Origin of the sequence: Glaciecola nitratireducens FR1064, assembly GCF_000226565.1 — a bacterium.
Taxonomy (GTDB): domain Bacteria; phylum Pseudomonadota; class Gammaproteobacteria; order Enterobacterales; family Alteromonadaceae; genus Glaciecola; species Glaciecola nitratireducens.
In genome coordinates, this window is sequence record NC_016041.1 from 3,373,619 (window position 1) to 3,388,529 (window position 14,911).

Genomic DNA, 14,911 nt, shown 5'->3' on the forward strand with positions numbered 1-14,911 from the left:
TAAAAAGTTTGCCGTTTTCACTAATTATAGCCCTTAATCAGAATAAACACGCACTCGCGTGATAAGAGTTACCGGGAGCAGCAGGCGGAGCCTTTGCCTACACAAACCGTCTAATGGCAAAGATGCCATCAGCGAGCGGCCAGGGATGGCGAACAGCATGTTTGTGTGATAAGTGTTATCGGGAGCAGCAGGCGAGGCCTTTTCACCACACAAACCGTCTAATGGCAAGGATGCCATTAGCGAGCGGCCAAGGATGGCGAACAGCGCGTTTGTGTGGTGAAAAGGCCTCGCCTGCTGCTCCCGATAACACTTTTTCTTAAACAAAAAAAAGGCGCTCATTGAGCGCCTTCTTCGTATTTTCGGTCGGTATTATGCGATTACTTTCGCAACAACACCAGCACCTACTGTACGGCCACCTTCACGGATTGCGAAGCGTAAACCTTCGTCCATCGCGATTGGTGCAATCAACTCTACTACGAATTTCAAGTTGTCACCTGGCATTACCATTTCCACGCCTTCAGGAAGCTCTACAGCGCCTGTTACGTCAGTTGTACGGAAGTAAAACTGTGGACGGTATCCTTTAAAGAAAGGAGTGTGGCGACCACCTTCGTCTTTGCTCAAGATATATACTTCAGCTTCAAACTTAGTGTGTGGGTTGATTGAACCTGGCTTCGCTAGTACTTGACCACGTTCTACGTCTTCACGCTTAGTACCACGTAGAAGAACACCAACGTTCTCGCCTGCACGACCTTCGTCAAGCAATTTACGGAACATTTCAACACCAGTACAAGTCGTCTTAACTGTGTCTTTAATACCAACGATTTCTACTTCTTCGCCTACTTTAACAATACCTTGCTCAACACGACCCGTTACTACTGTACCACGGCCTGAAATTGAGAATACATCTTCAATTGGAAGAATGAACGGCTTGTCAACGTCACGCTCTGGCTCTGGGATATAGTTATCTAGAGCTTCTGCTAGTTCGATGATTTTTGCTTCCCACTTCTCGTCGCCTTCTAGCGCTTTAAGTGCTGAGCCTTGAATAACTGGCAAATCGTCACCTGGGAATTCGTATTCTGTAAGAAGTTCGCGAACTTCCATTTCTACCAATTCTAGTAATTCTTCGTCGTCTACCATGTCACATTTGTTCATGAATACGATCATGTAAGGGATACCAACCTGGCGACCTAACAAGATGTGCTCACGTGTTTGTGGCATAGGACCGTCAGTTGCCGCAACAACCAAGATACCGCCGTCCATTTGAGCAGCACCAGTGATCATGTTCTTAACATAATCGGCGTGTCCAGGACAATCTACGTGTGCATAGTGACGCTTAGGCGTATCGTATTCTACGTGTGACGTAGAGATAGTGATACCGCGCTCGCGCTCTTCTGGAGCGTTGTCGATTTGATCAAATGCTTGAGCGGAACCGCCGTAAGTTTTTGCTAGTACCGACGTGATTGCCGCTGTAAGAGTTGTTTTACCGTGGTCAACGTGGCCGATAGTACCAACGTTTACGTGTGGTTTGTTACGTTCAAACTTCTGCTTTGCCATTTTCTTCGTTTCCTAAGTTTAATACTCATTCCAATATTGGAGTGAAGTGAACTTCTATAGTTAAAATTAAAATTGTTTACGTACGGGAATCGATTATTGTCTTAGCGACATTATTCGGCGCTTCCGCATACTTATAAAATTCCATTGAGTATGACGCCCGACCCTGCGTTGCAGAACGCACAGCGGTGGCATATCCAAACATCTCTGAAAGTGGTACTTTAGCGCGCACAATCTTAATGCCTGCTACACCCTCTTCCATACCTTCAATTACCCCGCGACGGCGGTTTAGGTCTCCGACCACGTCACCCATCCAGTCCTCGGGAGTGGTTACTTCAACCTGCATAGTCGGTTCAAGCAACACTGGGTTGGCTTCAGCCATCCCTTTCTTGAAACCCATCGAAGCAGCAATTTTAAACGCCATTTCAGAAGAGTCAACATCGTGGTAAGAACCATCGAATAAGGTTACTTTGATATCTAGTACAGGATAACCTGCTAGCACACCATTTTGCATCTGTTCCTCGATGCCTTTATCAACCGCTGGTATAAATTCCTTTGGCACTGTGCCACCAACGATCCCATTCACAAATTCGTATCCGGCGCCTTCTTCGTTTGGTTCAACTTTTAACCAAACATGACCATATTGGCCTTTACCACCAGATTGACGAACAAATTTGCCTTCAACTTCAACAGCCTTGCGGATAGTTTCACGGTAAGCAACTTGTGGATTACCCACGTTGCATTCGACGTTAAACTCACGCTTCATACGGTCAACAATAATATCTAGGTGCAATTCACCCATGCCCGATATGATTGTTTGACCTGACTCTTCGTCGGTCTTAACTTTAAATGACGGATCTTCAGCTGTTAATTTACTTAACGCTATGCCCATTCTCTCTTGATCTGCTGTCGATTTTGGTTCAACAGCAATAGAAATTACAGGCTCTGGAAAATCCATTTTTTCAAGTGTAATGATGTTATTCGGATCGCACAAGGTTTCACCCGTTGTCACATCCTTCAAGCCAATCGCTGCAGCAATATCGCCTGCGCGAACTTCTTTCAATTCTGCCCTATCATTCGCGTGCATCTGCACCATGCGACCAATACGCTCTTTCTTGCCTTTGATCGGGTTATAAACAGCATCACCTGTTTTAATAACGCCTGAATAGCAACGGAAAAATGTTAATGTACCCACAAATGGGTCGGTTGCTATTTTAAATGCCAAGGCTGCAAATGGAGCACTGTCATCGGCTTCTCTTGTTGCCTCTGTTTCATCTTTGTCGTTCAGAATACCTTTAATTGCAGGTACTTCTGTTGGCGCTGGCAAAAATTCGACAACGGCGTCAAGCACAGCTTGCACGCCTTTGTTCTTAAATGCAGAACCGCAGGTAGCTAGCACAACTTCATTGCTTAGCGTTCTGATACGTAAACCTTCTTTTATTTCTGCTTCACTAAGCTCTTCGCCGCCTAGGTATTTTTCCATCAGCTCGTCGTTTGCTTCAGCCGCAGCTTCAACCATCTCAGTGCGATACTTCTCAGCTCTTTTGAGATGTTCGGCAGGAATTTCTTCATATTCGAAGGTTAAGCCTTTGTCGGCCTCATTCCAATTAATTGCCTTCATTTTTATTAGGTCAATTACGCCTTTAAATTCTTCTTCTGCGCCAACGTTTATTTGAATTGGTACACAGTTTGCGCCTAATCGTTTGCGAATTTGATTCACAACTCGATCAAAATCTGCGCCGGCTCGGTCCATTTTATTAATGAAAACCAAACGGGGTACGTGGTATTTATCGGCTTGACGCCATACCGTTTCTGATTGCGGCTCAACCCCTGACGAACCACAAAAAACGACAACCGCACCATCGAGAACACGTAACGAACGTTCAACTTCAATTGTGAAGTCAACGTGCCCTGGTGTATCTATAATGTTGATACGATGTTGATCAAACTGCTGCTGCATACCCGCCCAAAAGCAAGTGGTTGCAGCGGAAGTTATTGTAATGCCGCGTTCCTGTTCTTGCTCCATCCAGTCCATTGTGGCAGCGCCATCATGAACTTCACCGATTTTATGTGAAATACCGGTATAGAATAAAACACGCTCAGTCGTTGTGGTTTTACCCGCATCAACATGTGCAACAATACCAATGTTGCGATAGCGTTCGATAGGTGTACTACGTGGCATATTTCTCTCTTATAAAATGTTGGTCAGGAAATAAAGGGGGCAGAGTTAATTAACCTGCCCCCCCAGAGGATCAGATTAATTAACTCTGACCCCTTTATTTTCTAACGCAAGACTACCAACGGTAGTGAGCAAATGCTTTGTTAGCTTCTGCCATGCGGTGAACGTCTTCACGTTTCTTAACCGCACTACCTTTGTTGTCCTGTGCGTCCATCATCTCAGCTGCTAAACGCGCCGCCATTGATTTCTCACCACGTTTACGTGCCGCATCAACCATCCAACGCATACCGAGAGCGTTACGACGAACTGGACGAACTTCTACAGGTACTTGGTACGTAGAACCACCAACACGACGAGATTTAACCTCGACTGTAGGGCGGATGTTCTCTAGTGCATCTTCAAACACTTCAAGGTGTGGCTTGGACGTTTTTCCAGCAACAATTTCTAGGGCACCGTAAACGATCTTTTCAGCGGTGGACTTCTTGCCGTCGAGCATTACGACATTCATGAACTTAGCAAGCAACTGTGATCCGAACTTAGGATCTGGTAGGATTTTACGTTGACCTACGACTCTTCTTCTTGGCATCTTAATTCTCCGTGGAATTCAGGTATAACCCAAAACTCTAATTTAATAGTTTGGCCTTACTAACGGAGAACCGTTAAGACTTAGGCCTTTTCGCGCCGTATTTAGAACGGGCTTGTCTACGATCGTTTACACCAGAGCAATCTAATGTTCCACGAACTGTGTGGTAACGAACACCTGGTAAATCTTTTACACGACCACCGCGGATAAGTACCACGCTGTGCTCTTGTAAGTTGTGACCTTCACCACCAATGTATGAAGACACTTCAAAACCGTTTGTTAAGCGAACACGACATACTTTACGTAATGCTGAGTTCGGCTTCTTTGGCGTAGTTGTATATACGCGAGTACATACACCACGACGTTGTGGGCAAGCCTGTAAAGCAGCTACGTTCGATTTCTCGATCGGCTTTTTACGTGGGTTGCGCACTAACTGGTTAACTGTTGCCATTAACTAGCTCCTGATTAAAAATTAATTCTCAAATAATTAATCCGCGTTAGCGAATCATAATTGAGATATGTTGCAGACATATTTCCTAAAAGAATAATCGCTAGAGAAATATCACCTGCTGCTCGTTAGCCCAATGAATTCAACGACAATTGCATTATCTTAAAAACAAAAAACCGCGACTTGCGTTTACCAAAATAAGTGATTGGCAAAATTGGGTCGCGGAATGTTATAGATCAAAGGCCCTAATGTCAAGCGGGGAGCATGTTTTCACATACTCCCCGCTTCAATTTATAGACATTTTACTAAGGTCGATTTACTCGGCGCTATCGTCACCTGCATTTAGCAGTTCAGACATTGCTTTTTGAGCTTCATCAGCCGCCATTGAAGGCTCAACTGGTGCAAACTTAGCAGCTTTTCTAATAGCACGTCTTTGATGATACGAGAAACCAGTACCAGCTGGGATCAAGCGACCAACAATAACGTTCTCTTTCAAGCCACGTAAATCATCTTCTTTACCTTGTACAGCAGCTTCCGTTAACACACGAGTTGTTTCTTGGAATGATGCAGCTGAGATAAATGACTCAGTAGACAATGAAGCTTTAGTAATACCCAACAGCTGTGTTTCATAAGTTGCAGGGATCTTACCTTGTTTTTCAGTCTCACGGTTGGCGATCTTAACTTGAGAAACCTCAACTTGCTCACCTACCAAGAACTGTGTATCGCCAGAAGACGTAATCATACACTTACGTAACATTTGACGAATAACAACTTCAATGTGCTTATCGTTAATTTTTACACCTTGTAAACGGTATACTTCTTGTACTTCGTTCACTATGTAATTAGAAACAGCACTGATGCCTCTTAAGCGCAAGATGTCGTGCGGAGACTCAGGTCCATCAGCAATGACTTCACCCTTCTCTACAGATTCACCTTCATATACGTTCAGATTACGCCATTTAGGGATCATCTCTTCGTAATGGCCAGCATCGTTTGTCATGTGCGCATATTCACCCGCTTTAGGCGTAATGGTTAAGCGCTTCTTACCTTTGGTTTCTTTACCGTATCCGATAACACCAGATACTTCAGCAAGGATCGCAGGCTCTTTAGGCTTACGTGCTTCAAACAAATCGGCTACGCGTGGAAGACCACCGGTAATATCACGTGTTTTCGAACTTTCCTGAGGTATACGTGCTAACACGTCACCTTCTTTTGCTAACTTACCATCAGTTGCTTCGATGGTCGTAAAGCTTGGTAAACGAATTTCTTGTAAACCGAACTCGTCGTTTTCAAGAATTAGCTTAGGCTCTTTAGCATTTGCTTTAGAAAGATCTTTAACAACGATACGAGTCAAACCAGTCAATTCGTCTTGCTGCATTTCAGTGTTTGAATCATCGATATCCGCGAAGCTAATCTTAGAATCTCGCTCTGTCACGATTGGGTGACTATGCGGGTCCCAGCTAGCAACGATATCGCCAGAAGTGATAGATGCACCATCATCAACAGAAAGCACTGCACCGTAAGGTACTCTGTAGCGCTCTTTCTCGCGACCTTGGTCATCGATAACTGTTAGCTCAGTTGAACGTGAAATGATAACCACTTTCTTATCAGTGTTACGCACAAACTTCGCATTGAAGAACTTCAATGTACCGGTTGTTTTAACCTGTACGTTGTTTTCCGCTGTTGCACGAGATGCAGCACCACCGATGTGGAATGTACGCATCGTTAACTGTGTACCAGGTTCACCGATTGACTGTGCAGCGATAACGCCGACAGATTCACCCGCTCCAACCATATGGCCACGCGCTAGGTCACGACCATAACAGTTAGCACAAACGCCAAAGTCATTGTCACAAGTGATAACCGAGCGAACCATAATTTGGTCTACTGAGTTAACTTCTAGCAAGTCTACAAGGGCTTCATCAAGTAATACGTTACGTTCTACCAATACTTCATCAGTACCTGGCTTCACTACGTCTTCAGCTACAACACGACCTAGAACACGTTCGCGAAGTGCTTCAACCACGTCACCACCTTCGATTAGTGGTGTCATTTTAACACCTTCGAATGTGCCACAATCATCGTTATTGATAACTAAATCTTGCGCAACGTCTACTAGACGACGAGTTAGGTAACCCGAGTTAGCTGTCTTCAATGCCGTATCGGCCAAACCTTTACGAGCACCGTGAGTAGAGATAAAGTACTGAAGTACGTTTAGACCTTCACGGAAGTTAGCTGTAATTGGCGTTTCGATGATTGAACCATCCGGTTTTGCCATCAAGCCACGCATACCAGCCAACTGACGAATCTGAGCGGCACTACCACGAGCACCGGAGTCAGCCATCATATAAACAGAGTTAAACGATGTTTGCTCTTCTTCCTCGCCGTTACGGTTAATAACAGTTTCCGTTTTCAAGTTATCCATCATCGCTTTCGCGACGTTTTCATTGGCCGTTGACCAAATATCGATAACTTTGTTGTAACGCTCACCAGCGGTTACAAGACCTGATTGGAACTGCTCTTGAATTTCAACAACTTCTGCTTCTGCAGCGTCAATGATTTCTTTCTTCGCATCTGGAATTACCATGTCATCGATACCAACTGATGCACCCGCGATCATCGCGTAGTGGAAACCGGTATACATGATTTGGTCAGCTGCAATAACAGTGTCCTTCAAGCCTAGCGTACGGTAGCAAGTGTTCAACAGCTGTGAAATTTGCTTTTTACCCATCGCTTGGTTGATGATTTCAAAAGGAAGTCCTTTTGGCAGCGTTAACGAGAAAATAGCACGGCCGACAGTAGTATCTGTCAACGTGGTTTTTTCTGATTTAGTGCCGTCTTCAGCAACAACAACTTCAGTGATACGTACTTTAACGCGAGCATGCAGCTCAGCAGTGTCTGTGCGGTAAGCTTTTTCAGCTTCGAACGGACTTGTAAATACCATGCCTTCGCCTACACCATTAACGCGGTCACGCGTTAGATAGTAAAGACCCAATACAACGTCCTGTGAAGGAACGATAATTGGCTCACCGTTTGCTGGTGAAAGGATGTTGTTGGTAGACATCATTAGTGCACGAGACTCTAACTGAGCTTCGATAGTTAATGGTACGTGAACCGCCATTTGGTCACCATCGAAGTCGGCGTTATAAGCCGCACATACTAATGGGTGCAATTGGATTGCTTTACCTTCAATCAAGGTAGGTTCGAACGCTTGGATACCCAATCTGTGAAGCGTTGGTGCACGGTTAAGTAACACTGGATGTTCACGAATAACTTCGTCAAGAACGTCCCAAACTTCCGGCGCTTCACGTTCAACTAATTTCTTAGCTGCTTTGATAGTTGTTGCTAAACCGCGAGCTTCTAGCTTGCCATAGATAAACGGCTTGAATAACTCAAGCGCCATTTTCTTAGGAAGACCACATTGGTGTAAACGCAATGTTGGACCAACGGTAATTACAGAACGACCAGAGTAGTCAACACGCTTACCAAGAAGGTTTTGACGGAAACGACCTTGCTTACCTTTAATCATGTCAGCAAGTGATTTCAATGGACGTTTGTTAGAACCGGTTATTGCGCGACCACGACGACCATTATCAAGAAGGGCATCTACCGCTTCTTGTAGCATACGTTTTTCGTTACGTACTATGATATCAGGTGCAGCAAGGTCTAGTAGACGCTTCAAACGGTTGTTACGGTTAATTACACGACGATATAAGTCGTTCAAATCTGAAGTCGCAAAACGACCGCCATCTAGTGGTACTAGTGGGCGTAATTCAGGTGGTAATACCGGTAATACTGTCAAGATCATCCACTCTGGCTTGTTGCCAGACTGTTGGAATGATTCTAACAATTTCAAACGCTTTGTAATTTTCTTACGCTTGGTCTCAGAATTAATTGAAGGCAATTCTTCACGCATAGCAGCAACATCTGCCTCTACGTCTAGTTGCTTAAGCAATTCAAAAACTGCTTCAGCACCCATTTTCGCTTCAAATTCGTCGCCGTGCTCTTCAAGAGAATCTAAATATTCTTCTTCAGATAATAATTGTCTTGCTTCAAGCTCTGTATAACCGGCTTCGGTTACAACATATGATTCGAAGTAAAGTACACGTTCGATGTCACGTAATGTCATGTCCAGCATTAAGCCGATTCTTGACGGTAATGACTTAAGGAACCAAATGTGTGCAACTGGGCTAGCCAATTCGATGTGACCCATGCGCTCACGACGCACTTTAGTTAGGGTAACTTCAACACCACATTTTTCGCAGATAACACCACGGTGCTTCAAACGCTTATATTTACCACATAAGCATTCGTAGTCTTTTACTGGGCCGAATATACGGGCGCAAAAAAGACCGTCACGCTCAGGTTTGAACGTACGATAGTTTATCGTTTCAGGCTTTTTAACTTCACCAAAAGACCATGAACGAATCATGTCCGGTGAAGCAAGACCGATTTTGATATTATCAAATTCTTCGGTCTTATTTTGTTGCTTAATAAACTTTAATAAGTCTTTCACATGTCTCTCCCAACGGAGTCATTGTCACGACCCTGAATCCACCGAAATGGAAACAGGGCCAACCTGTTTTAGCTCTGACGTTTTGCCGTCTGTTCTTCAAGCTCGATGTTGATACCCAATGAACGGATTTCTTTCAACAATACGTTGAACGATTCTGGCATGCCAGGCTCCATTCTATGGTCGCCGTCAACGATGTTTTTATACATCTTAGTACGGCCGTTAACATCATCAGACTTAACAGTTAGCATCTCTTGCAAGGTATACGCAGCACCGTATGCTTCAAGTGCCCACACTTCCATCTCACCGAAGCGTTGACCACCGAACTGTGCTTTACCACCTAGTGGCTGTTGCGTAACCAAACTGTAAGAACCAGTAGAACGTGCATGCATTTTGTCATCAACCAAGTGGTTAAGTTTCAACATGTACATGTAACCTACGGTAACAGGACGCTCAAAGGCTCTTCCTGTGCGGCCATCAAACAATGTAATTTGACCACTTTCAGGAATGTCTGCTAATTTCAGCATTTCTTTGATTTCTGACTCACGCGCACCGTCGAATACCGGAGTAGCGACTGGAACACCTTTGCGCAGATTTTCAGCTAAACGCTTAATTTCGTCATCAGAGAAAGTGTCAAGGTCGACAACTTGATGAGATTCACCAAGGTTATATACCTCTTGCAAGAAAGCACGTAATTTAGTGATTTCTTCTTGCTCTTTGATCATGCGGTCAATCTTCACACCTAAGCCATGGGCAGCCATACCTAAGTGAGTTTCAAGAATCTGACCAATGTTCATTCGTGACGGTACACCCAATGGGTTTAATACGATATCGATCGGCGTGCCGTTGCTATCGTATGGCATATCTTCAACAGGTTGAATTGCTGAAATTACACCTTTGTTACCGTGACGACCAGCCATTTTATCACCTGGCTGAATATGACGTTTAACGGCAAGATAAACCTTAACGATTTTTAACACACCAGGTGCTAAGTCATCGCCTTGAGTAATCTTACGGCGTTTGTTTTCAAATTTCTTATCGAAGTCGTTTCTTACTTCTTCATGTTGCTGCGCACTTTGATCAAGCTCAGTTTGTGCATCATCGTCTTTCAACGTGATATCAAACCACTTTTCGCGCGGCATGCTATCTAATTTCGCTTGATCGACACCGAACTTAAGCAACAAGTTCTGTGTGCGAGCAAAGATACCGTCGGCAAGAATACCAAATTCATCACCTAAGTCTTTCTTCACTTGACGCAACTGCATATCTTCGATTTCTAACGCACGTTTGTCTTTTTCGACGCCGTCGCGTGTAAACACCTGAACATCAATTACTGTACCGCGAACGCTGTTAGGCACACGAAGTGAAGTATCTTTAACGTCAGACGCTTTTTCACCAAAGATTGCTCGTAAAAGTTTTTCTTCCGGCGTAAGCTGAGTTTCACCTTTTGGTGTCACTTTACCTACAAGAATATCGCCACCTTTCACCTCAGCACCGATATAAACAACGCCTGATTCATCAAGCTTGCCCAACGCAGATTCACCTACATTTGGAATATCAGAACTGATTTCTTCTGGACCTAACTTGGTATCACGAGCGATACAGCTAAGTTCCTGAATGTGAATAGTAGTGAAGCGATCTTCTTCAGCTACACGCTCAGAAATAAGGATCGAATCCTCAAAGTTATAACCATTCCAAGGCATGAAAGCGATGCGCATGTTTTGACCAAGCGCAAGCTCACCTAAGTCTGTTGACGGACCGTCGGCCAGCACGTCACCAGTCACTATTGGGTCACCAACGTTACATGTTGGTCTTTGGTTAATACACGTATTTTGGTTTGAACGTGTGTACTTAGTTAAGTTATAAATGTCGATGCCAGCTTCACCGGCTGTCATTTCTTCTTCATTTACTTTAACCACGATACGGCTTGCGTCTACATATGAGACTGTTCCGCCACGTTTTGCTACAACAGTTACACCCGAATCTACCGCAACCGTTTTTTCCATACCAGTTCCAACTAATGGCTTATCAGCTCTTAGTGTTGGTACAGCTTGACGTTGCATGTTCGAGCCCATCAATGCACGGTTAGCATCATCATGTTCTAGGAACGGGATGATACTGGCAGCGACCGATACGATCTGTTGTGGTGACACGTCCATATAGGTAATGTCATCTTTCTGCATTAGTGTGGTTTCACCACGGTGACGACAAGGTATCAAGTCTTCAACCAATGCATTTTTATCATCAAGTAATACGTTTGCTTGTGCTATCGCAAATTGACCTTCTTCGATCGCTGACAAGTAGTCAATATCGTCAGTCACGATACCATCTACAATACGACGATAAGGGGTTTCTAAGAAACCAAAGTCATTTGTTCTAGCGAAGCTCGCAAGAGAGTTGATCAAACCAATGTTTGGTCCCTCTGGCGTTTCGATTGGACATACGCGACCATAGTGAGTCGGATGTACATCTCGTACTTCAAAGCCAGCTCTTTCACGCGTAAGACCGCCCGGACCTAAAGCAGAAATACGACGCTTATGCGTCACTTCTGATAGCGGGTTGTTCTGATCCATAAACTGAGATAATTGGCTTGAGCCAAAGAATTCTTTTACAGCAGCAGAAATAGGTTTAGCGTTAATCAAATCTTGCGGCATGATGGCATCTAAATCGCCAAGGCTTAAACGTTCTTTAACAGCGCGTTCAACACGTACTAAACCAACACGGAATTGGTTTTCTGCCATTTCACCAACAGAACGAATACGACGGTTACCTAAGTGATCGATATCATCAACTTCATCTTTACCGTCACGAATAGTGATAAGTTGTTTCATTACTGAAACAATATCTTCTTTCGCTAGTGTACCTAAGCCTGTGAGTTCTTCACGACCTAAGCGACGGTTAAACTTCATTCTGCCTACAGCAGACAGATCATATCTGTCTTCAGAGAAGAACAAGTTGTCAAACAGGGTTTCTGCGGCGTCTTTTGTTGGTGGTTCACCAGGACGCATCATGCGGTAGATTTCTACAAGCGCTTCTAATTTATTAGTGCTTGAATCGATCTTGATAGTGTCAGAAATATAAGAACCGTGATCAAGTTCATTGATATACAGGGTCTCAAATTCTTTAACACCTAGTTCACGCAATTCAAGCAAGTTTTCTAACGTTACTTCATCGTTTGCGTTAACTACCACTTCGCCCGTTTCTTCATTAACGAAAGTCTTGGCATAAATTTTACCAAGTAAGTACTCAGCTGGAACTTCCAGGTCAGTGACTTTTGCTTTCTCTAATGCACGAGTGTGGCGAGCAGATACTCTTCGACCCGCTTCCACGATAACTTCACCTTTGCCATCCATGATGTCAAATTGTGCAGTTTCACCGCGTAAACGATCAGGAACAACGTCCATTAACAGTTTGTCACCGTTAATGCGGACAATCGTTTTATCGAAGAATAAATCAAGGATTTCTTCTGTGCTCATTTCTAAGGCACGAAGGATTATTGTTGCTGGTAACTTTCTACGACGGTCGATACGAACAAATAAATTATCTTTCGGATCGAACTCGAAATCCAACCATGAACCACGGTATGGAATAACGCGCGCGTTATAAAGTACTTTACCAGACGAGTGAGTTTTGCCCTTGTCGTGATCGAAGAATACGCCAGGTGAACGATGTAGCTGAGATACGATTACTCGCTCAGTACCATTGATCACAAATGTACCGTTTTCAGTCATCAAGGGAATTTCACCCATATATACTTCTTGTTCTTTGATGTCTTTAACTGTACCTGGTGCCGCTTCTTTATCAAACAAGACAAGACGCAGCTTGACTCTTAAAGGAGCTGAATAAGTAACACCACGAATTTGACATTCTTTTACGTCAAATACGGGCTCGCCTAAACGATATGCTACATACTGTAACTCACTGTTACCGCTGTAGCTTTTTATTGGAAACACAGAGCGGAATGCCGCTTCTAAGCCATATTGACCATCAGGATCTTGGTCAATGAACTTCTTAAATGAGTCCAGTTGGATTGAAAGGAGGTATGGAATTTCCAATACCTGCGGGCGCTTGCCAAAATCCTTACGGATACGTTTCTTTTCACTATTAGAGTAAACCATGGGTTCCTCAGCCGACTGATTTTAGACCCAACCTGCAACACGTGTATCTTTGTGTGAAGCAAACTTCCAGTACCCTTTTAGTAGGGCATTAACCTAAGCATACATTAATAAAAGCAATAATGCTTTTTAATGAAAACAAAAACTTAGCGGTTAATTGCCAACGCATTTTTGGATAGCAAACAAAGGGTGAAATATTGCATATCCTACAGCGCAAAAAGGCAGGTGATTAAAAATCACCTGCCTGAGCCTGTTAAGGCCAGTAATTAAAAATACTAATTACTTAACTTCTACTTCAGCACCAGCTTCTGTTAGTGCTTTTTGCAATTCTTCAGCTTCGCCTTTCGACACGCCTTCTTTAATTGCTTTAGGTGCAGACTCAACTACATCTTTAGCTTCTTTCAAGCCAAGACCAGTTGCGCTACGTACTGCTTTGATAACAGCAACTTTGTTAGCACCGAATGAAGTAAGAATTACGTCAAATTCAGTTTGTTCTTCAACAGCTTCAGCCGCTGCAGCTGGACCAGCTACTGCTACTGCTGCTGCTGCAGATACGTTGAATTTTTCTTCTGCCGCTTCGATCAGTTCTACCAATTCCATAACTGGCATTTCTGCGATTGCGTTTAATATATCGTCTTTGGATAGAGCCATTTCTCTAAACTCCTGGGTTTGTAATGTTAAAAATTATAATGCCAAAAAAGAAAATTATTTTTCTTCTTTGATCGCCGCCAATACGCGCACAAACTTGCCTGGAACTTCGTTGATAGTGCGAACGAATTTCTCGACAGGTGCTTTGAAGGTTGCAAGTAATCTTGCAAGAGCTTCGTCGCGGGTCGGTAGTGAAGCTACTGCGTCCAACTTATCTGGACCTAGTAGACCGCTACCAATTGACAATGCAGTTACCTGTAACTTAGGGTTAGTTTTAGAGAAGTCTTTGAACAAGCGCGCTGCGCCGCCCGGTGCTTCGATAGAAAAACCATAAATTAAAGGACCAACTAAGGCACTGTCGATGTCTGCAAATTTACTGTCTGCCAATCCACGTTTAGCTAGAGTATTACGTACTACCTTAAGGAATACGCCTTGCTCACGAGCTTTATTGCGGAGGTCAGTCAGTTCATGAACTTCCATCCCACGGTATTCAGCGACGGCAACGGATAGAGCGCGAGAAGCAACTTCATTTATTTCAGCTACGATCTCTTTTTTTGCTGCTAAGCCTAATGCCACTGAGTTCACCTTCTTAAAATCTGAATCAAGTTAATGCCTTTCGGCTGTTACCTTCATCAGTGTTAACAGATTGATACTTGATATACTGGATGATAATCATCTGAAGCATATCTTGTACCGCTCTACGGTGTTCATTCCCAGAGAGTCTGAGTTGAAACCACCGTCTGCGCAGGTAGTATTAAGCTTGGCATTTCGCTTCCTGAGAAGTGTGTGAAAGTTCTCTTACCTCTTTCACTGCCTAGCGCCTGCGGTCTTGGACGGGAGTTGACTTACGCTTTTGGCGTAAACAACTCCAACC

The 14,911-nt window shown here is 43.9% G+C and carries 9 protein-coding genes; all 9 read right to left on the reverse strand.

The features are described 5' to 3' along the window. Positions 1 to 33 precede the first annotated feature (33 nt). The 9 genes from GNIT_RS14415 to rplJ all read right to left on the reverse strand — a co-directional run bounded on the left by GNIT_RS14415 (position 34) and on the right by rplJ (position 14,613). Positions 34 to 339, reverse strand: coding sequence for a hypothetical protein (locus GNIT_RS14415; protein WP_041246454.1), 306 nt, complete (start codon positions 337 to 339; stop codon positions 34 to 36). Between the two features lie 30 nt (positions 340 to 369). Further along, positions 370 to 1,554, reverse strand: a complete 1,185-nt coding sequence (tuf, locus tag GNIT_RS14420) for an elongation factor Tu (protein ID WP_014107696.1) — start codon at positions 1,552 to 1,554, stop codon at positions 370 to 372. Positions 1,555 to 1,630: 76 nt separating this feature from the next. Further along, entirely contained in the window at positions 1,631 to 3,733 is a 2,103-nt protein-coding gene (gene fusA / locus GNIT_RS14425; protein WP_014110007.1) for an elongation factor G, read from the reverse strand. A 112-nt stretch (positions 3,734 to 3,845) separates the two neighbouring features. Then, entirely contained in the window at positions 3,846 to 4,316 is a 471-nt protein-coding gene (rpsG, locus tag GNIT_RS14430) for a 30S ribosomal protein S7 (protein WP_014110008.1), read from the reverse strand. Positions 4,317 to 4,389: 73 nt separating this feature from the next. Then, positions 4,390 to 4,764 (reverse strand): 30S ribosomal protein S12, encoded by a 375-nt coding sequence (rpsL, locus tag GNIT_RS14435; RefSeq protein WP_014110009.1) that lies wholly within the window; start codon positions 4,762 to 4,764, stop codon positions 4,390 to 4,392. A gap of 313 nt (positions 4,765 to 5,077) precedes the next feature. Next, entirely contained in the window at positions 5,078 to 9,277 is a 4,200-nt protein-coding gene (gene rpoC, locus GNIT_RS14440) for a DNA-directed RNA polymerase subunit beta' (RefSeq protein WP_014110010.1), read from the reverse strand. Positions 9,278 to 9,345: 68 nt separating this feature from the next. Then, positions 9,346 to 13,392 carry a DNA-directed RNA polymerase subunit beta gene (rpoB, locus tag GNIT_RS14445; protein WP_014110011.1) on the reverse strand — a complete coding sequence of 1,349 codons (4,047 nt, stop codon included), beginning with the start codon at positions 13,390 to 13,392 and terminating at the stop codon, positions 9,346 to 9,348. 276 nt (positions 13,393 to 13,668) lie between these two features. Beyond that, the gene (gene rplL, locus GNIT_RS14450) at positions 13,669 to 14,040 is read right to left on the reverse strand and encodes a 50S ribosomal protein L7/L12 (protein ID WP_014110012.1); all 372 of its coding nucleotides are present in this window, start codon (positions 14,038 to 14,040) and stop codon (positions 13,669 to 13,671) included. 54 nt (positions 14,041 to 14,094) lie between these two features. After that, positions 14,095 to 14,613: a 50S ribosomal protein L10 gene (rplJ, locus tag GNIT_RS14455; protein WP_014110013.1), complete on the reverse strand. Its 519-nt coding sequence runs from the start codon at positions 14,611 to 14,613 to the stop codon at positions 14,095 to 14,097. Between the last annotated feature and the right edge of the window lie 298 nt (positions 14,614 to 14,911).

Coding starts and splice junctions, on each gene's coding strand:
- GNIT_RS14415 (WP_041246454.1), bottom strand. CDS start 339: ATGAGCGCCTTTTTTTTGTTTAAGAAAAAGTGTTATCGGGAGCAGCAG.
- tuf (WP_014107696.1), bottom strand. CDS start 1,554: ATGGCAAAGCAGAAGTTTGAACGTAACAAACCACACGTAAACGTTGGT.
- fusA (WP_014110007.1), bottom strand. CDS start 3,733: ATGCCACGTAGTACACCTATCGAACGCTATCGCAACATTGGTATTGTT.
- rpsG (WP_014110008.1), bottom strand. CDS start 4,316: ATGCCAAGAAGAAGAGTCGTAGGTCAACGTAAAATCCTACCAGATCCT.
- rpsL (WP_014110009.1), bottom strand. CDS start 4,764: ATGGCAACAGTTAACCAGTTAGTGCGCAACCCACGTAAAAAGCCGATC.
- rpoB (WP_014110011.1), bottom strand. CDS start 13,392: ATGGTTTACTCTAATAGTGAAAAGAAACGTATCCGTAAGGATTTTGGC.
- rplL (WP_014110012.1), bottom strand. CDS start 14,040: ATGGCTCTATCCAAAGACGATATATTAAACGCAATCGCAGAAATGCCA.